Origin of the sequence: Chelativorans petroleitrophicus (assembly GCF_025398195.1) — a bacterium.
Taxonomy (GTDB): Bacteria; Pseudomonadota; Alphaproteobacteria; order Rhizobiales; family Rhizobiaceae; genus Chelativorans; species Chelativorans petroleitrophicus.
Window position 1 is genome coordinate 272,261 of record NZ_JAODNV010000006.1, and the last position, 23,010, is coordinate 295,270.

A 23,010-nucleotide genomic window follows, 5' to 3' on the forward strand; every position below is an offset into this window, starting at 1 on the left:
CCCGCAACCACAAAGGAGCTCAGCGCTGGATCAAGCGCGTCTAGGCAACGCCGATCCTAAGAAGATCATGGAAGTGGACGATGCCGACTGGGCGATCGTCCTCGGTCACGACCAGCGCGCTGATTGCATGCTGGTTGAGCAGCGCCATGGCCTGGCTCGCCAGCATGTCCGGGCGCACGGTCTTTGGCGCGCGCGTCATGATGTCGTCCACCACGAGCTCGGCCAGATTGCGGTGAAGGTTGCGAGCCAGATCGCCGTCGGTGATGATGCCGGCAAGTCGGCCGTCCCCGTCCACCACGCACACGCAGCCGACCCGCTTCTTCGAGAGCGTCATGACTGCGTCGGGCATTTTCGTGCCTGGCGGCACGATCGGGATGTCATCGCCCCGGCGCATGATGTCGCCGATATGGGTGAGATTGGCGCCGAGCTGGCCGCCCGGATGGAAGGTGCGGAAATGATCCGCCGTAAAGCCGCGCGCTTCCAGAAGCGCCACGGCCAGCGCATCGCCGATGACGAGCTGCAGGAGGGTGGAGGTGGTGGGCGCCAGCCCATGCGGGCAGGCCTCGGTGACTTTGGGCAGCATGAGCACGACGCTTGCCTCGCGCGCGAGCGCCGAGCTCAGCCCGGAGGTGATTGCTATGATGGGAATGGAAAAGCGCCGCGCATAGGCCACAATGCCCTTCAGCTCCGGGCTTTCACCGGACCAGGACAGCGCCACGATGGCATCGTCGCGTGTGATCATGCCCAGATCGCCGTGATTAGCCTCGGCCGGATGCACGAAATAAGCGGGCGTGCCGGTGGAGGCGAGCGTGGCGGCGATTTTAGAGCCGATGTGGCCGCTCTTGCCCACGCCGGTCACGATGACACGGCCGGGAATGCCGGCGATCGTTTCAACAGCCTGGGCGAACGGTTCGGCGAGCCCGTTGTCCAGCACCTCGGCAAGCGCTGCAAGCGCGGCTTGTTCCGCCTCAAGCGTGCGGGTGGCGGAGGCGATCGCCTTGCTCCGGTCGAGCCGCTTGGTGGTCTTGGTCAGCATGAGGATGCGCTTACCTCTTTCGCTCCGGCATGTCCATCGGTTGGCTTCCATCGCGCGCCGGTGGTGAGCTTCACCTTGTGTTAACCGAAGGCTTTTACCTTTTGATTACCATACGCGGCCCGGACCGCGGGGATTGGGGTGGCAATGGCGCGCGATCGCTTGGGCAAAGGGTACGCGGTCTATCTGGCCTGCGCGGCAGGCCTGGTGGCGGCCGTCCTGCCGGCCGCCAGCCAAGAGATGGACTTGCGCGGAGCGGTACGTGAATCCGACGTGAACGCGCTTCTGCTTGGACCCGACGAATTTTCCGATGAGGAGGCCGGCTCAACGGGCATTCCCGCCGAGCCCTACCAGCCGGCAAGCTTGGGCGCGGACGTTTTTCTGGATAGCGAAGAACTTTTCGGGCGCTCTGACGCCCTGCCGGGCCGAGCCCGCCGTTCCGCAGGCGCGGGGGTACCGGAGCGCCAGGACGAAAGTCCGGCGGCGACGGCGGCAGTACCGGCTCTGGATGGGGTGAACACGGCAACGGTCCGCGCCGTCTCCGTCGACGCGGCGGAGCGGGAGGCGCTGCCGCTGCGGCTCAACCAGCGCGCCACGACTATAGAGGGCGGGGCACGCCAGTCGGAGGAAGACCCATACGCTCCGCTCGGACTCCGCGTCGGCACTTTTGTGGTGGTGACGGAGCTCGAACAGGGGTTGACCTCGACCACCAACGCGGACAAGAGCCCGGGGGGAGACAATGCCGTCCTCTCCGAGACCTCTCTACGTCTCCGCGCGGAATCCGACTGGCCGCGCCACCGCGCCACGGCTGAAGCCTACGGCACATTCCGCAAATCGGTTTCGGGTGAGGAGGTGAAGGAGCTAGAAGGTGGGGCGGAGACGCGTCTCGAACTCGACCTTCTCGATGATCTCACCGCCCGCGCTTTGCTCGCCTACAAGGCGGTGCGCGAGGGCGCGTCCTCGCCGGTAGCCATTCCCGGCGTGGAAGAGCAGCCCCTCCGCCATACCCTGCACGGCTCGCTCGGGCTCGAGCGGTCGCTCGGACGTTTGCGTCTTGGCCTGACCAGTGAGGTCCAGCGCGATCAGTACGGGGATGCGGAGCTCGTGGGCGGGGGGACGCTCTCCCAGTCCGATCGCGATTCCACGCTCGTGTTGGCCCGCCTTCGGGGCGGTTATGAGATTTCGCCTGCACTCACGCCTTTTGTGGAGGTGGAGGCCGGCAGGCGCATCTATGACAATGAGCGCGACAGCGCCGGCTATGAGCGCTCCGCCACGCGGCTGGGCGCCCGCGCTGGCGTCGCCCTTGATCTTTCGGAGAAGCTGAGGGGGGAACTGTCCGCTGGCTGGCTCAGCCAGGATTTCGAGGATTCGCGCCTGGCCACGATTTCCGGGCCTGCACTTGCGGCAAGCCTGACCTGGTCGCCGCGCCGCGGTACGGTTGTCGGCCTCGATGCCTCGACCGAGATAGAGGGCTCGACCGATCCGGGGCTGAGCGGTTCGCTCCTTTATTCAGGGACGCTGCGGATCGAGCGGGAGCTGCGTTCCAATCTCACCGGCGAAGCGGCTCTTGGGGCTTCCTATCGCGATTACGAGGCTGGTGGGCATGACGTCATCCTCACGGGCGAGGCGATTCTGACCTGGTGGCTCAACCGCTATGCGGGCCTCACCGGCCGGCTGCGCCATGAACGCCAGACGAGCAGCCTTCCCGGTCGCGATTACGACGCGACGAGCCTCTTCATGGGGCTGAAGCTCCAGCGTTAGCGGCGATCATCACGGCTGGGCGATGTGGCGGGCATTCGTGGTGTGCAGTGTCCGCTCGACCACATCGAGCTCGGTGATGGCCAGGATCGGCTCCTTTCGTCTTCCGTTCGGAATACCCTGACCAACAGAAGGCCGAGCGTGAGTCTTCTCTGAAACGACCGCCGGAGCGGGAACCCGCAGGGTATGCGCGTGTTCGGCTCCTGCGCAGGATTGGCAGCCCGCCTATCCGGCAGGAGAAAAGAAAATGCCAACGGACAGAAAAGACAGCCGCCAGACGCCGGGAGACGTCTCCGAGGAAGCGCCGCGCCGCCGCGAACAGGATTGGGATGCGGTCAAGGGAGTGGAGTTCACGCCAGAGGACGCTGAAGGTGACAACGTGCCCGCTGACACATCCGGCCGGGTCAACACGGACGAGCACTATGGTGAGGGTGAGGACAACCCGTATTTAGAAAGCGACGAGGCCCTTCCCAATGACGAGGAGGAGGAAGTCCTGCGCCGCAACAATGCGCGCGAGGGTGGACGCTTTGACGAGGTGTGAGCCGGCAGCCGGTTGAAGGGCAGGGGCTAACTGCCCCCGCCCCATTCATTATTCGCCGTCAAACCTGGCCAGCGAGAGGAACGTGACCGCCTGGCCCGTGAAACGGCGCGCGTCAGGCACCGGAATCATATGACTGAAGCCTGCGGTGTAGGCCACGCGCGGCGCCTGAGTCAGTTCCGGGCTGAAGCGTGAGGCGGAGGCGACCAGCCTCGGCCGGGTATTCAGGAACGAATGAGCATTGAGCACGCGGTCGGTCGGCGTTCCGCCGAACCGTGCGACAGCCGGTGTCCGCTCTGCGGCGTCGTCCGGACGCGGCCGCGGTCCTTTTGAAGCCACGCGGGCGCCGTCCGATTTGCGCTCGCCGGAGGCGTGGGCGCTTTCGCGGAGGGAAGCGAGTTGCGTCGATGCCGCTTCAGCATTTTCCTCCGATTCCGCACCCGTGGCGGAGGAGAGGGCCGCGACAGCTTTGGCCTTGGCTGCGGCGCTGTCACCGTTTGCCGGGCGCCCGCTATTGCCCAGCGAGGCGAGCGTCGGCGCGGCCGCAAGAAGATCGGAGGCCGAAATTTCAGGCCGCTCGTCGGACGTTGGCGCGCTGGCGACAACCACAGGAGTCGGCTTGTTTGCTTCCGCCGCGAGAAGTTCCGCGATGGCGTCGGCTGGCGCAGGCCGGTCGGGGCGGCGGGTCGGCGTCACATAGGCGACGGGCATAGGCAGATCGCTGTTCGCTTCCGTCATTGCTTCCGCCACATCCACCGTCGACTCAGGCTGATGCTTGGGGCGCGGCGTGGGCAGAGGCACATTCAGGGCTGCGAGCACGCTCTGTTCGAGTGCTGTCTCATTGGCATTGGGTTCAGGCTGCACACCCGCCTGAGCCGCCACTACCGCACCAACGTCCGCGTCGGGGCGCGGCGCTTCACGCGGTACGGGAAGCGAGCGCGCGGGCAGTTCGGCGATGATGGTGGCGGGGCTGGCTGGTTCCTCCAGCGGGGCGGCCGGCTGCTGCGGCGTGACCGGCTGCTGAGGCGCGACGGCCTGCTGCGGCTGGGGCTGCGCGGGCTGAGGCTGCTGTCGCCGTGCGGGTGCCGAGCGCTGGGCGACGGCAATTGCCGCTTCGGCGTTGTCCTCCTCCTCGTCGGCGCCGCCGCCGAAGAGCATGGCGAGCAGACCGCGCCGGTTGTTCCTGCTTGTCGTGTCGTCGGCGACCTGGACTGCCCCGCCACTGCTCTGGCGCGCCTTGTAGGCAGCGAGCGCCTGCTGGTAGCCGGGCAGCGGCTTGCCGTCCGAAGGTATGTGCAGCGTCTCGCCGTCCGGGAAGAGGGCCAGAAGCTCCTGGCGGCTCATGCGCGGCCAGTGCCGCACGCCGCCCACATCCAGATGAACGAAGGGAGAGCCGGAACGCGGATAATAGCCCACACCGCCGACCTGCATCTTGAGGCCGATGGCGCGAAGCTTGGAAAGCTTTACGTCGGGCAGGAAGAAGTCGACCGCCTTGCCCAGCATGTGCTGGCTGTTCTTGGCCACGCCGCTGGAACGGCTCCGAAGCATGGCATTGGTCTGCGGAGACCGGTAGGCGGAAACTACGTGGATGTATTCGCGCGAGCCGGACTGGCGGTAGACCTCCCAAAGAAGGTCAAGCAGGCGCGGGTCCATCTCGGCGGGCTCGTTGCGGCGCCAGTCGCGCAGTATGTGGTTGATCTGCTGCAGGCCACTCTTGAGATAGCGTCCGTTGCGCTTGTAGGCGATTTCGGCGCGTTCCCCGGTATGCAGGAAATAGAGCTTCAGCGTGCGCGTCTCCGCACTCGCAACCGGTGCTGCCATGAGCAGGATATTCACCGTAAGAAGAAGCCCGGCTATCAATTTGCCCGGACTGACCCTCGTCCGGCACCATTCATGCGGTTGAACGTCGTCGCTTGTCAAAACGCGGCCTGTCGACTGGAACTGTCCCCACTTGGCCCCGGATGTCTCCCGAAGCATCCGGAGTATTCACCATAATGGTTAATTGACGCTTATTGAAGCAGGAATGCGCTGAGACGATGGCAAGATCACAAGCACGGCGAGAATCGTGCAACGTGGTGAACAGTTTATCTACAAACCTTCTTATCCGGACGCCTTCACGCCGTCGGCGGGAGGGCTGAATATCTGTCTAAGGCTCGTTCTCTTCGGAAGGGTCGCCGGCCTGCTCCAGGCCCATTTCCTTCAGCTTGCGGTACAGGGTCGAGCGGCCGATGCCCAGCCGCCGCGCGACCTCGCTCATGCGGCCGCCGTAATGTTCGATGGCGCGCCGAATCATCTCCTGTTCGACCGAGGCGAGCGAGCGCAGATGCCCGTCCTCTCCGATCAGCCGGATGAGGCCGGGATGGAGAGGCTGCCGCGCGGGCGGCTCGGACCGTTCCGCGGAAGCGGCCGTCTGCACATGAGGCCGGGGGGTTTTCGACTCGCCTTCGGCAAGCTCGCTTTCGTCTATGCCCTCCACCTGGGCACGGATCTGCGGAAACTCGGCAGCCGTCAAAACGTCTCCCTCGCACAGCACAACCGCGCGGAAGACGGCGTTTTCAAGCTGGCGGATGTTGCCCGGCCAGTCATAGGCCGACAGCATGTCGAGTGCATGGGCCGAGATGCCCGAGATTACGCCGCTCGGCGCTGAGGAGGAAAAACGGGCGATGAAATGCTGCACCAGAAGCGGAATGTCTTCCTTGCGGTCGCGCAGCGGCGGCACCGTGATGGGAAAGACATTGAGCCGGTAGTAAAGATCCTCGCGGAAATGCCCTTCGCGCACGCGGGCAAGAAGGTCGCGGTTCGTGGCCGAGATCAGGCGGATGTCCACCTTGACGGTGTTGCGCCCGCCCACCGGATCCACCTCGCCTTCCTGCACCGCGCGCAGAAGCTTCACCTGCACGTCGGCCGGAAGCTCTCCGATCTCGTCCAGGAAGAGCGTACCCGTATCCGCTTCCACGAATTTGCCGGCGTGCTTCTCCGTGGCGCCGGTGAAGGCCCCGCGCTCGTGGCCAAACAGGATGCTTTCAACAAGATTGTCCGGAATGGCGCCGCAATTCACCGTGACGAACGGCTTGCTGCGCCGTGCGCTTTCGCCCTTGATGGCGCGCGCGATCAGTTCCTTGCCGACGCCGGACTCACCCTCGATGAGGATCGGTATGTCGGAGGCGGCCGCCTTGCGGGCTAGCCGGAGCGTGCGCTCCATGGCCGGGCTGCGGGTGATGATCTCGCGGAAGGAGAAGCCTCGGGACATGCGGCCGCGCTTGTGCCTTTCGGCGCCTTCGAGCTCTCCGACCTTCAGTGCATTGCGAATGGCAGTCCCCAGCCGCTGAGGCGATACGGGCTTGACGACGAAGTCGAAGGCTCCCGCCCGCATGGCCGCCACTGCAGTCTCGACCCCGCCCTTGGCCGTTTGCACGATCACGGGTGCATCGATGCCTTTCTTGCGCAGCCGCTGCATGACCTCGATGCCATCCATGCCCGGCATCACGAGGTCGAGCACGACCGCCCGCAGGCCGGCTGCGCCGCCCTCTTCCAGGGTTTCGAGCGCCATGGCGCCGCCGTCCGCGAGCACCGGAGCATAGCCGAGCCTGCGCACGGCCTCATCGAGAAGGCGGCGCTGCACCGGGTCATCATCGACGATCAGGACGGTATCGGACATGAATGCCACAGCGTCAGAAAATCGCGTCAGGCCATGCGCCTGCGCACTGGAACTCTATGGCACCGGCTTCTAAACAGGCATTCAAGAAACCCGGTGAACGATTTCTTGATTTCACCGCAAACCGGCTCGCAAGTCAGGGAGCACCTTATGGCCCAGGATCAGAACCGCTCCGGCCAGATGCGCCACGCGACGGCGGACGCGGCCAGCCGAGGCGCGCACAAGCCGCTGGACCTTGGCGTTCTGCCCGAGTGGAATCTCGCCGATCTTTACCCGTCGATGGACGCGCCCGAGCTTGCCGCGGATCTCGAAAGAGCAAGCCAGGAGGCGCTGGCCTTCGAAAAGACCTGGAAGGGACGGCTGGCCGAGGAGGCTGGCAAGGGTGCCGAAGGCCGGCTTGGCGAAGCCCTGCAGGCCTATGAGGCGCTGGTGGAGTTGTTCGGCCGCATCGGCTCTTATGCCGGGCTCATCTATGCGGGCGACACCTCAGATCCCAAGCGCGCCAAGTTTTACGGCGACGTGCAGGAGAAGCTCACGGATGCGAGTACGCATCTGCTCTTCTTCACGCTGGAACTGAACAAGATCGACGACCCGCTGATCGACAAGGCCTTGGAGGACGACCCGCTCTTCGGCCGCTACCGGCCCTGGGTGCTCGACGTGCGCAAGGACCGGCCCCATCAGCTTGAGGATCGCATCGAGCAGCTTTTTCACGAAACCTCCGTCACCGGGCGCGGGGCATGGAATCGCCTCTTCGACGAGACGATGACGAGCTTGCGCTTTACTGTTGACGGCGAGGAACTGACGCTCGAGCCAACCTTGAACCTTCTGGAAGACCCGGATGGGGAGAAGCGGCGCAAGGCGGCCGAGGCGCTTGCGGGAACCCTGAAGGCGAATCTGCGCCTCTTCACCCTCATCACGAACACGCTCGCCAAGGACAAGGAGATTGTCGACCGCTGGCGCGGGTTCGAGGACGTGGCGGATGCGCGCCACCTGTCGAACCGGGTCGAGCGCGAGGTGGTGGATGCTTTGGCTGCCTCTGTGCGCGAGGCCTTCCCGCGCATCTCGCACCGCTACTATGCGATGAAGGCCAAGTGGCTGGGCATGGACAAGCTCAATCACTGGGACCGCAATGCGCCGCTTCCCGAAACGCCGAGGACGTTGATTTCGTGGAAGGATGCGAAGGAAACGGTGCTTTCAGCCTATAGCGCGTTCTCGTCCCAAATGGCCGAGATCGCGGAGCGGTTTTTTGCGAAAGGCTGGATCGATGCGCCGGTCCGGCCCGGCAAGTCGCCGGGCGCGTTTGCTCATCCCACGGTGCCGTCCGCGCATCCTTACGTGCTGCTCAACTATATGGGCCGGCCGCGCGACGTGATGACGCTGGCGCATGAACTCGGCCACGGCGTTCATCAGGTGCTGGCTGCGGAGCAGGGCGCGCTGATGTCGGAGACACCGCTGACGCTGGCGGAGACAGCATCCGTCTTCGGCGAAATGCTCACCTTCCGCTCGATGCTCGACCGCACGTCGGACAGGCGAGAACGCAAGGCCATGCTTGCGCAGAAGGCGGAGGACATGATCAACACGGTCGTGCGCCAGATCGCCTTCTATGAGTTCGAGCGCAAGGTTCATACCGAGCGCCGTAAGGGCGAGCTGACCTCCGACCGGATCGGGGAGCTGTGGCTTGAGGTGCAGGCCGAAAGCCTCGGGCCTGCCGTGGCCCTGCGGGAAGGCTACGAGACCTTCTGGACCTATATCCCGCACTTCATCCATTCGCCCTTCTACGTCTATGCCTATGCCTTCGGCGATTGCCTCGTGAACTCGCTCTACGCGGTCTACCGGCAGGCCGAGGAGGGCTTTCAGGAAAAATATTTCGAGATGCTGAAGGCGGGCGGCACGAAACATCATTCGGAGCTTCTTGCGCCCTTTGGGCTTGACGCCTCGGACCCGGCCTTCTGGAGCAAGGGCCTTGCGGTGATCGAAGGGCTGATCGACGAGTTGGAAGCTCTTGACGAGGGGCAATAGCGCGGGAGCACATGCCGCACGATCCGTCTCAAATTGGGTCCGGCGAAGCTGGCGGGACGACGGCCTCCCTGCGCAAAGAGGGGCGGGAGGCCGCGGGCGCTTCCCGTCACGACCTTATTGCGCTCTTCCGCAACGACCTTACGCATGAAACAATCACCTTCTCGGCGCCGCAGGACATTCTCCTTGCAGAGAAGCCCGAAGAGTTCGTTCCTGCGCTGAGGCAGGCGGAAGAGTTCAGGCGCGGCGGAAAGTGGCTGGCGGGCTACGTCTCCTACGAGGCGGGCTATCTGCTCGATGCCTCCCTTGTCCCGCACCTGCCGGAAGATCGCCGCGCGCCTCTTCTTTGCCTTGGTGTTTTCGACGGCCCTTCGGAACTGCCGCCGCAGTCTTCGCCGCAGACGACCGAGCCCCTGCTGTTTGATGCCACGCCCGCCTGGCGCTTGGCCGAGTATGAAGAGCGCTTTGCCCGCCTGCATCACCACATCCGCATGGGCGATTGCTATCAGGGCAATCTCACCTTCCCCGTTTCTGCGCGCTGGCAGGGCGATCCGCTCAGGCTCTTCGAACGGCTGATGGAGCGTCAGCCGGTGCGCTATGCGGCCTTTATCGATCTTGCCGGTCCCGTCGTTCTGTCGCGCTCGCCGGAGCTTTTCTTCGAGGTTTCCGCTGACGGCTGGATCGAGACGCTGCCCATGAAGGGAACAATGCCGCGCGGGAAGACGACCCAGGAAGACGCAGCCCTTAAGGAAGCGTTGCGCAACGATCCCAAGAATCAGGCCGAGAACCGGATGATCGTGGACCTGCTGCGCAACGACATCTCCCGTATTTCCGAGGTGGGCACGCTGGATGTGCCCGAGCTCTTCCGCGTTGAGAGCTATCCGACGGTTCACCAGATGGTAAGCCGCATCCGGGCCCGGCTGCTGCCCGGTTCGACACTTCTCGAAATCCTCGCCGCTCTCTTTCCTTGCGGCTCGGTCACCGGCGCGCCGAAGATCAGCGCGATGAAGATTCTGCGCTCGCTGGAGGTGGCGCCGCGCGACGTCTATTGCGGCGCCATCGGCTGGGTCGCGCCTGACGGGCGCATGCGCTTCAACGTGGCGATCCGCACCATCTCCCTTTATCCCGGCGGTGAAGCCGTCTTCAATGTCGGCGGAGGCGTGGTATTCGATTCCACGGCCGAGGCGGAATATCAGGAATGCCTGCTGAAGGCCCGTTTTACGGACGCCGATCTCACATAATTGGGGCGGACGAAGCCTCCAGCCTGCACCGCTCAATACTGCGATCTGTTACTTTCCCCTTCATTCGCACTTTATTCTCGCGCCGATCCATGTTTTTGACCGGCGCAATTTGGCACCCACGAAGGAGCTTTGCGAATGGCTGGCAGTGCATGGCCAATTCATGGTGAGATCACAGGGCCCATCGTCATGATCGGCTTCGGCTCGATCGGGCGTGGCGCGCTGCCGCTCATCGAGCGTCATTTCCGCTACGACAAATCGCGCATGACCGTCATAGACCCGGTGGACACCAACCGCGCGCTGCTGGATGAGCGCGGCATTCGCTTCATCCAGACCCGTGTGACGCGGGAAAATTACCGGGAGCTGCTCACGCCGCTGCTGACGCAGGGCACCGGCCAGGGCTTTTGCGTCAACCTGTCGGTGGACACCTCTTCGCTCGATCTCATCAGGCTCTGCCGTGAGCTCGGTGTGCTCTATATCGACACGGTGGTGGAGCCGTGGGCCGGCTTCTATCTCGATCCGGCGCTCGGCAGTGCGGGTCGCACGAATTATGCGCTGCGCGAGACGGTTCGGGAGGAAAAGTTCCGCAATCCAAGTGGTACGACGGCCATCTCCACCTGCGGGGCCAACCCCGGCATGGTGTCCTGGTTCGTCAAGCAGGCGTTGCTCGATCTGGCGCGGGACATGAATCTCGACTTCACCGAGCCGGCGACGGAGGATCGCCAGGGCTGGGCGGGGCTTATGCAAAAGGTGGGCGTGAAGGGCATCCACATCGCCGAGCGCGACACCCAGCGCACCAGAAGGCCGAAGCCCTTGAACGTCTTCTGGAACACCTGGTCCGTCGAGGGCTTCATTGCTGAAGGTCTGCAGCCGTCCGAGCTCGGTTGGGGAACCCACGAAAAGTGGAGGCCGGAAAACGCACGCGAGCACGAGAAGGGCTGCAAGGCTGCCATCTATCTCGACCAGCCAGGCGCGAACACGCGCGTGCGGACTTGGTGCCCGACGCCGGGGCCGCAATACGGCTTCCTCGTCACCCACAACGAGTCGATCTCGATTGCCGATTTCTTCACTCTGCGGGGTGAGGGAGGGGAGGTGCTCTACCGACCCACCTGCCACTACGCCTATCATCCCTGCAATGACGCGGTGCTTTCGCTGCATGAGATGTTCGGCGCGGCTGGCAAGCCGCAGCCCGTCCAGCACGTGCTCGACGAGGATGAACTGGTGGACGGCATCGATGAGCTGGGCGTGCTTCTCTATGGCCACGCCAAGAATGCCTACTGGTTCGGCTCCCAGCTCTCGCTGGAGGAGACGCGCAAGCTTGCCCCTTACCAGAACGCGACCGGCCTTCAGGTGAGTTCCGCCGTCCTCGCCGGCATGGTCTGGGCGCTCGAGAATCCGAATGCCGGCATCGTGGAGGCCGACGAGATGGACTATCGCCGCTGCCTCGAGGTGCAGATGCCCTATTTGGGACCGGTCAGGGGCTACTATACGGACTGGACGCCTCTGACGGACCGTCCAGGCCTGTTTCCCGAGGACATCGACCCGTCTGACCCATGGCAATTCCGCAACATCCTCGTGCGGTGATGCAGCAGGGCAACGCCTTCGGCTTGCAATCGCACGAAAAATCCGCCGAATGGAACATTCATGACCTAGCTGAGGAGGCCGTCATGGTCACAGTTCGCAGATCGGCCGCTTGCGCGGCGCTGTCATCCCTCCTGATCATTTCCGGTTGCGCCGGCGTCAGCGTGCCGAGCGGCCCCGCGACAGGCGGAGCGGGCGTCGAGGGGCAGTGGACGGATGCCCAGGGCGTCGCATTATCCACTTTTTCGGGCGGCCAGTTCGTGAGTGTCGCCACCGATACGGGCAACCGCCTGTCGGAGGGGACGTACCGCTATCGCGACCGGCAGAACATCGAAATCTCGATGATGTCGCTCATCCGCCAGCGGCAGAGCCTCGTGAATTGCGCGATGGTTACCGCTTCGCAGCTTAACTGCACCAACGATCAGGGGCAGAATTTCATCTTAAGACGCACCTCCTGATGCAGACAGCTTGCATCGGCCGGGCGGCGGTGTGAACATACCCGGTGTTACGGAGCCGACATAGAGCGGCGCTAGAGGGGAATACCCGAGCATTGCGGAGAACGAAGATGAAGACATTCGCCGTCCTTGCCCTGAGCACATCGGCTCTGGCGCTGACAGCTGTGCCGTCCTTTGCCGACTACACGCTGAACATCCTGCACATCAACGACTGGCACAGCCGCATCGAGCCGATCAACGCGTTCGATTCCACGTGCTCGGCCGAGGATGACGAGGCGGGCAAATGCTTCGGGGGAGCGGCCCGGCTGGTCACCGCGGTTCGGGACCGGCGCGCCGCGCTGGAAGGCGAGAACGTGCTCTTCCTCAATGCCGGCGACAATTTTCAGGGGTCGCTCTTTTACACCACATACAAGGGCACCGTGGAGGCCGAATTCCTCAACCTGATGGAAACGGACGCCATGGTGGTCGGCAACCATGAGTTCGACGACGGCGAGGACGGGCTTGCGGCGTTTCTGGAGGTTGTCCAGTTCCCGGTGCTTGGCTCGAACGTGAAGGCGAGCGAGGCTTCCGCGCTTGGCGACCGCGTGCGCGAATATGTCATTCTCGAGCAGGGCGGAGAGCGCATAGGCATTGTCGGCGCGGTGGCGAACGACACGGCCGAGCTTTCCTCGCCGGGCGAGCATGTCTCCATCATCGAGGATGTGGAGGGAATCACCGCCGCAGTGCAGGCCGTGCAGGCCGAAGGCGTCAACAAGATCATCGCGCTCACCCACGTGGGCTATCCGCGCGATCTGGAGGCGATCGCCAGGATTCCGGGTGTCGATGTGGTGGTGGGCGGCCACACCAACACGCTTCTTTCGAACACGGTCGAGGGCGCGGAGGGCCCCTATCCGACCATGGTTGACAATCCGGACGGCTATCAGGTTCCGGTCGTTCAGGCGGCGTCCTACTCGAAATATCTTGGCGAGCTGAAGGTCGTCTTTGACGACAATGGCGTGGTGAAGGAAGCGACGGGCGACGTGCATCTCATCGATGCGTCCGTGGCCAAGGACGAGGCGGTGGTCGCGCGCGTTCAGGAGCTTGCCGGCCCGATCGAGGAACTGAAGGGCAGGGTTGTTGCCGAGACGATGGCCCCGATCGACGGCAGCCGCGAGAACTGCCGCGCGCGCGAATGCGAGATGGGAAATCTGGTGGCAGACGCCATGCTGGCGCGCACGAAGGACCAGGGTGTGCAGTTCGCCATCACGAATGGCGGCGGCTTGCGCGCTTCCATCGACGGAGGCGAAGTCACCATGGGCGAGGTGCTCGAGGTGCTGCCCTTCCAGAACACGCTTGCCACCTTCCGGCTCAAGGGAGCGGACGTGGTGGCCTCGCTTGAAAGCGGCGTGAGCCAGATCGAGGAGGGGGCGGGCCGTTTCCCGCAGGTCTCCGGCCTGCGTTTCACCTTCGATGCCTCGGCCGAACCCGGAAGCCGTATCAGCGATGTGCAGGTGCAGTCGGGTGATGGATGGGAGCCCATCGACCCCGATGCCGTCTACACGATAGCCACGAACAACTTCATGCGGACCGGCGGTGACGGCTACAGCCTCTTTGCCGAGAATGCCACCGACGCCTACGACTACGGGCCGGGGCTTGAGCAGGTGCTGGCCGACTATCTCGCCGCGAACAGCCCCTATCAGCCCTATACGGACGGGCGAATCACCGAAGCCGCCGCTGCCGAGCAGATGGCACAGGCGGAAGCGCCAGCGGCGGAAGATGAGGCGGCGGAGTCGGAGGCCGGCGAGGCGGAGCCTGAAGCTGCCGATGAACCCGCCGAATCGGAACCTGCTGCGCCCGCAATGGAAGAACCCGAGGCGGCGGAACCCGAGGCCGCACCTGAAGCGGCGGAACCGATGGAGACCGAACCAGCCGCCGAACCTGCGGGGGAAGGAACGCACACGATCGCCCGGGGCGACACCTATTGGGATCTGGCCGAGCGCTATCTGGGCGATCCTCTGGAATGGCGCCGGATTGCCGAGGCCAATCCGCAGTATCAGCCGCGCCGTCTGCCGGTCGGCGCAACGCTCACCATCCCCGCCGGGATGTAGGCCATTCCCGCCAGGCAAAGCCCCGCTCCGGCGAGGCTTTGCCGTACCTGCGGCCGGAAGCGGCATTGTCTTTGCGGGGAAGTTTGCTAGGTCGTGAAGGTGCCACAGGGAGCCCTTCATGACCGCACCTGCAAAGACTGATCGTCAGCCTGACACCGTTAAGCCCGGCAGCGCCGGCAAGGTGGGCGTTCTGCTCGTCAATCTCGGAACGCCGGAGGGCACGGATTACTGGCCGATGCGGCGCTATCTGTCCGAATTCCTCTCGGACCGCCGGGTGATCGAATGGCCGCGTATCGTCTGGTACCCGATTCTGCAGGGCATCGTGCTTTCAAGGCGCCCGAAAGCGTCCGGCGCTCTTTACGCCAAGATCTGGAACCGTGAGAGGAACGAATCGCCCCTGCGCACCTTCACGCGCGCTCAGGGCGAAAAGCTGGCTGCCGCCCTTTCGGACCACAGCAACGTCATCGTTGACTGGGCCATGCGCTACGGCATCCCGTCCATCGAGACCGTCACGAAGCGCCTGATGGACCGGGGATGTGACCGTATCCTTTTGTTCCCGCTCTATCCGCAATACTCGGCCACGACGACGGCCACGGTGAACGACACGTTCTTTCAGGCGCTGATGAAGATGCGCTTCCAGCCCGCCGTGCGCACGGTGCCCGCCTATCCCGCCGAACCCGTCTACATCGAGGCGCTTGCGGCTTCCGTCGAGCGGCATCTGGCGGGTCTCGATTTCGAGCCTGAGGTGGTCATCGCCTCTTATCACGGCATCCCGAAAAGCTATTCCCAACGCGGCGATCCCTATTACGAGCAATGCCTGACCACCTCGCGCCTGCTTGCCGAGCGCCTCGGCTGGGACGGCAAGAAGCTCTTGACGACGTTCCAGTCCCGCTTCGGACCTGAAGAATGGCTGCAGCCCTACACGGATGAAACCGTCGCGCGGCTCGCCCGCGAGGGAGTGAAGTCCATTGCCGTTCTCAATCCGGGCTTCGTTTCCGACTGTCTGGAGACGCTTGAGGAAATCGCTGTCGAGGCGGCAAGGATCTTCCACGAGGAGGGTGGCGAGAATTTCTCCCATATCCCCTGCCTCAACGACAGCGAAGAGGGTATGCGGGTGATCGAGTCGCTCGTCCGGCGCGAGCTGTCCGGCTGGCTCTGAGGATCGTTCGCCGGCGCATTTTCGTCTCGCTGCGGTGAAGCGTCTAGGCTACATTCCCGCCATAATCGGGGAGCTAATGCGGCTGCTTTCATAGTTTATTGCCGCCTAGGAGATCAGCCATGACATTCACCGGTTTCGACATTCTCATTCCCGTTCTTGTTGTTTTCGTCCTCCTCTTTCTCTTGGCGGGCGTCAAAACCGTGCCGCAGGGCTACAACTACACGGTCGAGCGTTTCGGCCGCTACACGCGCACGCTGATGCCGGGCCTCAACATCATCGTTCCCTTCATCGACCGCATCGGCGCCAGAATGAACATGATGGAGCAGGTGCTGGACGTGCCCACCCAGGAAATCATCACGCGCGACAATGCCACCGTGGCGGTGGACGGCGTGGCGTTCTACCAGGTGCTGAGCGCGCCGCAGGCGGCCTATCAGGTATCCGGTCTCGAGAATGCCATTCTCAACCTGACCATGACCAATATCCGCTCGGTCATGGGCTCGATGGACCTGGACGAGCTTCTGTCGAATCGCGATGTGATCAACGAACGGCTCCTGCGCATCGTCGACGAGGCGGCGGCGAACTGGGGCATCAAGATCACCCGTGTAGAGATCAAGGACATCAACCCGCCCGCCAATCTGGTGGAATCCATGGCGCGCCAGATGATGGCGGAGCGCAACAAGCGCGCTGAGATCCTGGAGGCCGAGGGGCGCAAGCAGGCGCAGATTCTGGAGGCGGAGGGGCGCCGCGAAGCGGCGTTTCGCGATGCCGAAGCCCGGGAGCGCGCGGCCGAGGCCGAGGCGCGCGCCACTCAGGTCGTGTCGGAGGCCATCGCGCAGGGCGACGTGCAGGCGGTCAACTATTTCATCGCCCAGAAGTATACCGAGGCGTTGGCGAAGATCGGCTCTTCGGCCAACAACAAGATCGTGCTCATGCCGTTCGAGGCGTCCTCGCTCATCGGCACGCTCGGTGGCATCGGTGCCATTGCCCGTGAGGTCTTCGCCAATGGCGAGGAGAGGCCTGCCGCGCGCCGCTCTCCCGCCCGTCCGCCGTTGACGCCGCGCGATAGCGGCGGCGCGGAGTAGTCCCGATGCTCATGCGCATCTTCGCCGAGCTAGGGCCGTGGAACTGGATGGTGCTCGGCTTCGCCCTGCTGGCGGCGGAAATTCTCGTTCCCGGCATCTTCCTGCTATGGATCGGCATTGCCGCCATCCTCACCGGCGCGTTGTCCCTGCAGCTTTGGGGATTTGCCTTCTGGTCGTGGCAGGTGCAGGTGCTCGTCTTCCTCGCCCTTTCGCTGGCCGCCGCGTGGCTCGGCAAGAAACTGACGGACGCGCGGAAAGATGCGGAAACGGACGAACCGCTGCTAAATCTGCGGGCGCAGCAGCTTGTGGGCCGCACCGCCGCCCTTGACGAGCCGATCCGCGAGGGCCGCGGGCGCATCCGCTTGGGCGATACCATATGGATGGTCACCGGTCCGGACCTGCCGGCAGGCACCCGTGTGCGCGTGGTTTCCGCGAAGGGCAGCGAGCTGATGGTGGAGGAGGCCTGACCGGTCGCGGCCACTGCCTACGAAATGGCGGCGCCGACGGCGCCGCCATTTTTTGTTCTGAAAGGAGAGGGCGCGTCAGGCGGCTGCCTTGGTCGCCTCGATCTGCTTGGTCGTGCCCGTCTCGGCGCGTGCAATGGGAATGCGGCGCGGCTTCATGTCCTCGGGCAGGTTGCGCACGAGATCGATATGGAGCAGGCCGTCCTTCAGCACAGCGCCGGTGACCTCAACATGGTCGGCGAGCTGGAAGCGGCGCTCGAAGGAACGCGAAGCAATGCCGCGATGAAGGATTTCCGTCCTCTCGTCGTTCCGCTCCTCGCGCTTCTCGCCCTTGATGGTCAGCATGTTCTGATGGGCCTCGACCGAAATGTCGTTCTCCGAGAAGCCCGCGACCGCCATCGAGATGCGATAGGCGTCCTCGCCGGTGCGCTCTATGTTGTAGGGCGGATAGGTCTGGCCGCTATCGAACTGCCCGAGCGAGTCGAGCATGCTGAAAAGCCGGTCGAAACCGACGGTCGATCGGTAGAGAGGGGAAAAATCGACGTGACGCATGGTCTGTCCTCCTGTTGAGCAACAAGTTTGCGTTTGGCCGTATCGGGAACCCAGTCCTGGCATTTCCACTCTGGCCAGCAGCCCCGTCCGCGGCGGCTGCAACCCAAATTTGGGTATTGGCAAACGTTGGTTCAAGGGAGAGTGAAGGCGGGCTCTCCTTCAGCAAACATGAACGCAGGCTGAACAATCCCTTCGACTGCCGTTCAGGTGTCCTGATTTACCCTTCGGCATAGCTTCCGGGCCGGATGCTACCGTCCCTTCCTCCGGTCCGGCGGTGCCGGGGGCGCCCTTCGGGTCCGCTCCCGGCGTGCTTCTTGTCTGCCACGCGGAAATCTGTTGATTTCACGGCCACGCTCCTTCACACACGGCAAGAGCACCGGCGCGAGTTGCGACCATGTCCCCTGTCTTGCGCGAAATCCCCGAAAATCCGGTACCGGAGGGTGCGGTAGCGGGATACATGACCGCGTTCGACGGCAGACAGATCCGTTACGCCTGCTTTCGCGGGGGCGGAAAGAACGGGACAGTGGTGCTGCTTCCCGGCCGCAACGAGTGCATCGAGAAGTATTTCGAAACGGTGGGCGACCTTGCCGCCGCGGGTTTCGCCTCCGTGGCGCTCGACTGGCGCGGGCAGGGGGGGTCGGAGCGCCTGCTTGACGACCCGAGGCGCGGCTATGTTGAAACCTTTCGGGATTATGTGGCCGATCTGGACCAGCTCTTCCGCGAGGTGGTGCTGCCCGATTGCCGCCCACCCTACACGGTCCTTGCCCATTCCACAGGCGGGTTGATTGCGCTTCTGGCCGCTCCCAGCCTTGCCAACCGCGTGCGCCGGATGGTGCTGACTGCGCCGCTCCTTGAAGTCCGCACCGGGCTGCCCGCCTCCCTCGTCAACGGGCTCGCGCATGTCCTCTATGCGTTGGGCCTCGGCAGGATTTACTATGGCGGCCGCGGCCGGCGCGGGAAGGAAACGCCGCTCGGATCCAGCCGGCTGACCAGCGACCCTGTCCGCTTTGCACGCAATCAAGCGCTGGTGAGCGCCTTCCCGGAGCTCTTCATCGGCGGGCCCACCGTGGCCTGGTACCGCGCCGCCTCCCTGGCGATGGCGCAGGTTAGGGACCCGGATTTTGCTGCGAAGATTCGCGTGCCGATCCTGTTTCTGGCGGCCGGCGCGGACCAGGTGGTCTCTACGCCGGCGATCGAGCGGTACGGGCGGACGCTGCGCTCGGCCAGGGTGCTGACCGTAGACGGCGCCCGTCATGAGCTCCTGCAGGAGGCCGATCTCTATCGCGAGCAGGCCCTCGCCGCGTTCATGGCCTTTGCGGTACCGAAGGGGGAGGGTGCGGGTCCGGAAGACCTGCCGCTGATGGATGCCGGGGACGGCCTGTAAGGCCTACCCCCTGAGGAACTCCATCGCTCTGGCGTGCAGCTCCGGTGTTGCCGCGGCGACGATATCCCCGCCTTTTTCGGCGCTGTTTCCGTCCCATGTGGTCATGACGCCGCCCGCTTTCTCCACGATGGGGATGAGGGCCGCGATGTCGTGCGGCTTGAGATCGCATTCGATCACCAGGTCCACATGCCCCGCCGCCACCATCGCATAGGCATAGCAATCCGTGCCGTAGCGCGGCAGGCGCACGGCGGCCTCCACCCGGTCGTAAAGCCGTCTGCGGCGCCCATCGAACAGGGCGGGGCTCGTCGTGCACAGGGTCGCCAGCGACAGTTCGGTGGTGCGGCGGGCGGCAAGCCTGCGCGCTCCGCCGGGACCCTCATAGAAGGCGCCCGTCTCATTGGCGTAGTAGAGCTCGCCGGTGAAGGGCTGCGACATCAGCCCGGCCACCGCCTTGCCGGCAACCGTGAAGCCCACCAGCGTGCCCCAAAGCGGCAGGCCGGAGATGAACGCCCGTGTCCCGTCGATGGGATCGATCACCCACAGGTGCGTCTTGTCTTCCCCCTCCGTGTCGAATTCCTCGCCCATGATGCCATGATCGGGAAACTCGGCCCGGATAAGCGCGCGGATGGCCTGCTCCGCTGCCCGGTCGGCCTCCGTCACCGGATCGAAACCCGCCTTGTGCTTGTTCATGACCTCGCCTTGCTGCCGGAAACGCGGCAATGTTTCGGCCGCTGCCGCGGCGGCGATCCTGCGCATGAAGTCGGGCGAGATACTCACGGACATTATTTCTCCTTGGCTAATCTAATTGAGAACAAGTTTTCCCCCAACTCTAGTCTGCGAATTCATGCAGGAGACTTGACACTTGTGCGTCGCAACATAGACTTCAATTCGGACGGGTGATTCTGTCCAGTGCCCGCCTTGGGCGTTTCCTCCCTAGACTTATGACCGTGTCGTGTAAACGATACGGTCTCTTTTTAATGACTTAAGCTTATTCCGCGGCCAGGGGCATGGTCAGGAAGTGCTGGGCCGGCAGTGCCACCAGGTCCCGCACGAAATCCCCCAGATCCCGCATCAGTGTCTCGAACTGGCGGGTGCGCTGTAAGGTCCGCTCATCCATGTAGAGCCCGCGGTTGATCTCGATCTGCAGCGCATGCAGGCGCTCGGCAGGCCGGCCGTAATGTTCGGTGATGAAGCCGCCCGCATAGGGCTTGTTCTGGATGACCGTATAGCCCTTCGCGGCAAGCAGCGCGACTGCGTGATCCCTGAGCGCAGGCGCCGCCGAGGCGCCGAAGCGGTCGCCGATGATGAAATCCGGCCTCAGCACCCCCTCTCCTACGCGGATATTGGCGGGCATGGAATGGCAATCGATGAGCACGGCATAGCCGAAGCGTTCGCGGGTCCGCACAAGCAGCTCGGCCAGCCGGGCGTGATAGGGGCGGTAGATGTGCTCGATCCGCGTGAGCGCCTCCGAAAGCGGCAGGCGATGGCGATAGATGTCGAGACCTTCGCCTACGAGCTTTGGAATCGTGCCGAGCCCGCCCGCAACGCGCGGCGAGCGGGTATTGGCGAAGGCCGGTACCGGCTCACGGAACATGCGCGGATCGAGCTCCCAGGGCTCGCGGTTCACGTCGAGATAGGCGCGCGGGAAATTGGCCACGAGCAGCGGCGCGCCGATGGTGCCGGCTGCGGCGAACAGCTCGTCCACATAGCAATCTTCCGAGCGGCGGATGGACGCAGCGTCGAGCCGGCTCATGGCCAGGAAGCGGGAAGGGTAGTGCCGGCCGCTATGGGGAGAGTTAAAAACGAAGGGAACCCGCTGTTCGCCGGCCATAAGCACCTGAAAGGCCGGGATTTCCGAAAAGTCCGCCTCTGCGCCCATCGATACCTCGCATAAAATGCGCTGCTCCCTGCAGACGAGCGTGCCATTCGGGAGAATGTATGTCCAGCGCGGCGCGTGGTAGCGGCCATGCGCATTCACTTGATATTTACCATGCCCCGGCCATATGAAACATTGTTTTTGCCCCGCTGCGGCAGGCGGGGCGGGTAGCATTTCGGTAGAGGGCGATGGCACGAATTCTTCTCGCGGAAGATGACGGGGATATGCGCCGCTTTCTCGTCAAGGCGCTCGAGCGCGCCGGCCATGAGGTGGTGGATTTCGACAATGGTGCGAGTGCCTACGAGCGGTTGCGTGAGGAGCCCTTTTCGCTGCTTCTGACGGACATCGTCATGCCGGAGATGGACGGTATCGAACTTGCCCGGCGTGCGACTGAGATCGATCCCGACCTCAAGGTCATGTTCATCACCGGCTTCGCCGCTGTCGCGCTCAATCCCGATTCGGACGCCCCGCGCGATGCCAAGGTTCTCTCGAAGCCGTTCCACCTTCGCGAACTCGTCGACGAGGTCGACAAGCTTCTGCACGCCGCCTGAGAAAGCGCGGAGGCGGTTCATCCGCAAACCGCGCCGGATGAAATTCGCTGAAAGGTTCTTAAGGTTCCTATTGACGGGGCTGGCGGATATGTGGTGTATCGCGCGGCGGATGGGCGTGTAGCTCAGCGGGAGAGCACTACGTTGACATCGTAGGGGTCCCTGGTTCGATCCCAGGCACGCCCACCATCCAAATCAAAGACTTAGCATTGGCGTATGAAGTGCTCCTTGGGTTCATTGAACCTGTTGTCATTAGAATACCAGCGAATCGGCCAATTTTCTGAGATGCGTTGGCGAATAACGGGCGTAGACGCGAGTTGTCGTCTTCACGTCGTCATGCCCCAGAAATTGTGCAATTTCGTGCATGGAGTGACCGTCCTCTGCCAACCACACGGCTGCGCTATGGCGGAGCATGTGGGGTGACACGTCAGGGCGGTTGATTGCTCGACCCGCCGACTTCAGCCCCTTCTTGATGGATTTTACGGGCCTTCCGCCCCACTCGATAACGTAAGGGGTAAGGGCACCTGACTTGGCCTCTTGCAGGGCTTTATAGAGCGTATCATTCATTGGCACTGTAGCTCTTCCCTTTCTTCGCTGTCTATCGAAAGGATTGCGTAGTTGAATAATTCGGCGCTCGAAATCCACTCGATCCCAGGTGAGCTGCAGCGCCGCCTCGTTTCTTGCGCCCGTGCCCAGCATGAGTAGGATAGCGAGCCGGACATGCGGCATCTTTGCCGCCTTCAACAACGCTCGTGCCTCATCCTTTGTCAGATATGCGTCTTTCGGTTCCGGTTTCGAGGGGCGCTCAATCACTGGCGCCTTTTCGATAAGGCCATGCTTCTCAGCCCACAGAAGTACCATGCGCAGGTGGCCTAGCTCTGTGTGAATGGTGCCATCCTTTATTCCGGCGTTGCGACGTTCGTCTGTGTGCGCCCTGCAGTCAGCGATGGTGATAGCATCGGCCTCAATAGGCCCGAACCTATTTCGGAGGGCCTTCCAAGTGTGCTTCATAGTACCTACCACGGCGCGGCCAGCCATGTCGGCTTCGTAGCCTTTCCATAGCTCTTCTACTGTCTTCCCACGCGGGCGCGTTAGCGCGGCGTATCGAGCCGGGGCGCGGCGCGCCGCCTCTTGCCTGTCCGATGTTCCGAGGCGATAGCGTCTGCGAATCCCGTTTTCATCTGTCCATGTAATGGCGAACTCGCCTCGCAATTTGGTGATACGCCATGGTTGCATTCAAAAGCCTCCACATCTTCCCTCCTAATGCGGATCAGCTTGCCGCCAAGTCTGAAGGCAGGCAAGATACCACGCTCTACCATGAGTCTTACGTGTCGCTCCGAGCAAGCCCAGCGGTCTGCTAGAGTGGCAGGAGTAAAGACAGCGGGTCCTTGCATCATCTCTGGCGTCGTCCCCTCAACGCGCGGGCATCTGCCCATGACGCACTAGCCTGCCAGTCGAGTGCTTTCTTCTTGCACTCAACGCCGCTAGAATGAGCCCCGATAGGAAGGTGATCGGCCCCCACGGACGGGTCCAATTTGATTGTTAGTGCAATGATGGTCGTGGCGCCAGCGCGGGCGGCATCGC

Annotated in this window: 20 protein-coding genes and 1 tRNA gene; 13 read left to right on the forward strand and 8 right to left on the reverse strand. The window is 63.6% G+C overall.

Going from position 1 to position 23,010, the window contains the following annotated elements; genetic code table 11:
• Window positions 1-40: 40 nt before the first annotated feature.
• Window positions 41-1,036: a KpsF/GutQ family sugar-phosphate isomerase gene (locus NYR54_RS06035; protein WP_261514695.1), complete on the reverse strand. Its 996-nt coding sequence runs from the start codon at window positions 1,034-1,036 to the stop codon at window positions 41-43.
• A gap of 144 nt (window positions 1,037-1,180) precedes the next feature.
• On the opposite strand from NYR54_RS06035, the gene NYR54_RS06040 reads away from it, so the two are divergent.
• A complete protein-coding gene (locus tag NYR54_RS06040; RefSeq protein ID WP_261514696.1) occupies window positions 1,181-2,794 on the forward strand; it encodes an outer membrane beta-barrel protein in 1,614 nt (537 codons plus the stop codon).
• Window positions 2,795-3,038: 244 nt separating this feature from the next.
• Window positions 3,039-3,332: a hypothetical protein gene (locus tag NYR54_RS06045; protein ID WP_261514697.1), complete on the forward strand. Its 294-nt coding sequence runs from the start codon at window positions 3,039-3,041 to the stop codon at window positions 3,330-3,332.
• A gap of 48 nt (window positions 3,333-3,380) precedes the next feature.
• On the opposite strand, the gene mepK is transcribed toward NYR54_RS06045, so the two are convergent.
• Together mepK and NYR54_RS06055 are read right to left on the reverse strand one after the other, a co-directional pair.
• The gene (mepK, locus tag NYR54_RS06050; protein ID WP_479877961.1) at window positions 3,381-5,189 is read right to left on the reverse strand and encodes a peptidoglycan L,D-endopeptidase MepK; all 1,809 of its coding nucleotides are present in this window, start codon (window positions 5,187-5,189) and stop codon (window positions 3,381-3,383) included.
• 286 nt (window positions 5,190-5,475) lie between these two features.
• A complete protein-coding gene (locus NYR54_RS06055) occupies window positions 5,476-6,987 on the reverse strand; it encodes a sigma-54-dependent transcriptional regulator (RefSeq protein ID WP_261514699.1) in 1,512 nt (503 codons plus the stop codon).
• A 177-nt stretch (window positions 6,988-7,164) separates the two neighbouring features.
• Here NYR54_RS06055 and NYR54_RS06060 point away from each other — a divergent pair, with 177 nt between their 5' ends.
• The 8 genes from NYR54_RS06060 to NYR54_RS06095 all read left to right on the forward strand — a co-directional run bounded on the left by NYR54_RS06060 (window position 7,165) and on the right by NYR54_RS06095 (window position 17,069).
• Window positions 7,165-9,003, forward strand: coding sequence for a M3 family oligoendopeptidase (locus tag NYR54_RS06060; protein WP_261514729.1), 1,839 nt, complete (start codon window positions 7,165-7,167; stop codon window positions 9,001-9,003).
• Window positions 9,004-9,014: 11 nt separating this feature from the next.
• Window positions 9,015-10,241, forward strand: a complete 1,227-nt coding sequence (locus NYR54_RS06065; RefSeq protein WP_261514700.1) for an aminodeoxychorismate synthase component I — start codon at window positions 9,015-9,017, stop codon at window positions 10,239-10,241.
• Between the two features lie 135 nt (window positions 10,242-10,376).
• Window positions 10,377-11,822, forward strand: coding sequence for a homospermidine synthase (locus tag NYR54_RS06070; protein ID WP_261514701.1), 1,446 nt, complete (start codon window positions 10,377-10,379; stop codon window positions 11,820-11,822).
• 83 nt (window positions 11,823-11,905) lie between these two features.
• Complete coding sequence (gene omp10, locus NYR54_RS06075; RefSeq protein WP_261514702.1) at window positions 11,906-12,277, forward strand: outer membrane lipoprotein Omp10; 372 nt, start codon at window positions 11,906-11,908, stop codon at window positions 12,275-12,277.
• Window positions 12,278-12,384: 107 nt separating this feature from the next.
• Complete coding sequence (locus NYR54_RS06080; protein ID WP_261514703.1) at window positions 12,385-14,361, forward strand: 5'-nucleotidase C-terminal domain-containing protein; 1,977 nt, start codon at window positions 12,385-12,387, stop codon at window positions 14,359-14,361.
• A 118-nt stretch (window positions 14,362-14,479) separates the two neighbouring features.
• Entirely contained in the window at window positions 14,480-15,520 is a 1,041-nt protein-coding gene (gene hemH / locus NYR54_RS06085; protein WP_261514704.1) for a ferrochelatase, read from the forward strand.
• A gap of 119 nt (window positions 15,521-15,639) precedes the next feature.
• A complete protein-coding gene (locus tag NYR54_RS06090; protein ID WP_261514705.1) occupies window positions 15,640-16,602 on the forward strand; it encodes an SPFH domain-containing protein in 963 nt (320 codons plus the stop codon).
• Between the two features lie 5 nt (window positions 16,603-16,607).
• A complete protein-coding gene (locus tag NYR54_RS06095) occupies window positions 16,608-17,069 on the forward strand; it encodes an NfeD family protein (protein WP_261514706.1) in 462 nt (153 codons plus the stop codon).
• Window positions 17,070-17,144: 75 nt separating this feature from the next.
• Here NYR54_RS06095 and NYR54_RS06100 read toward each other — a convergent pair whose 3' ends face one another.
• Window positions 17,145-17,618 (reverse strand): Hsp20 family protein, encoded by a 474-nt coding sequence (locus NYR54_RS06100; RefSeq protein WP_261514707.1) that lies wholly within the window; start codon window positions 17,616-17,618, stop codon window positions 17,145-17,147.
• 394 nt (window positions 17,619-18,012) lie between these two features.
• On the opposite strand from NYR54_RS06100, the gene NYR54_RS06105 reads away from it, so the two are divergent.
• The gene (locus tag NYR54_RS06105) at window positions 18,013-19,002 is read left to right on the forward strand and encodes an alpha/beta fold hydrolase (RefSeq protein WP_261514708.1); all 990 of its coding nucleotides are present in this window, start codon (window positions 18,013-18,015) and stop codon (window positions 19,000-19,002) included.
• A 3-nt stretch (window positions 19,003-19,005) separates the two neighbouring features.
• On the opposite strand, the gene hisN is transcribed toward NYR54_RS06105, so the two are convergent.
• Window positions 19,006-19,779 (reverse strand): histidinol-phosphatase, encoded by a 774-nt coding sequence (gene hisN / locus NYR54_RS06110; protein ID WP_261514730.1) that lies wholly within the window; start codon window positions 19,777-19,779, stop codon window positions 19,006-19,008.
• A gap of 211 nt (window positions 19,780-19,990) precedes the next feature.
• Window positions 19,991-20,881 carry an N-formylglutamate amidohydrolase gene (locus NYR54_RS06115; RefSeq protein WP_261514709.1) on the reverse strand — a complete coding sequence of 297 codons (891 nt, stop codon included), beginning with the start codon at window positions 20,879-20,881 and terminating at the stop codon, window positions 19,991-19,993.
• 185 nt (window positions 20,882-21,066) lie between these two features.
• On the opposite strand from NYR54_RS06115, the gene cpdR reads away from it, so the two are divergent.
• Together cpdR and NYR54_RS06125 are read left to right on the forward strand one after the other, a co-directional pair.
• Complete coding sequence (gene cpdR, locus NYR54_RS06120; RefSeq protein WP_261514710.1) at window positions 21,067-21,429, forward strand: cell cycle two-component system response regulator CpdR; 363 nt, start codon at window positions 21,067-21,069, stop codon at window positions 21,427-21,429.
• 111 nt (window positions 21,430-21,540) lie between these two features.
• A tRNA-Val gene (locus NYR54_RS06125) sits at window positions 21,541-21,615 on the forward strand.
• Window positions 21,616-21,678: 63 nt separating this feature from the next.
• Here the strand turns inward: NYR54_RS06125 and NYR54_RS06130 are convergent.
• A complete protein-coding gene (locus tag NYR54_RS06130) occupies window positions 21,679-22,620 on the reverse strand; it encodes a tyrosine-type recombinase/integrase (protein WP_423738575.1) in 942 nt (313 codons plus the stop codon).
• Window positions 22,518-22,862: a helix-turn-helix domain-containing protein gene (locus NYR54_RS19340; RefSeq protein ID WP_423738573.1), complete on the reverse strand. Its 345-nt coding sequence runs from the start codon at window positions 22,860-22,862 to the stop codon at window positions 22,518-22,520. The genes NYR54_RS06130 and NYR54_RS19340 overlap by 103 nt, the downstream gene beginning before the upstream one ends.
• Window positions 22,863-23,010 lie beyond the last annotated feature (148 nt).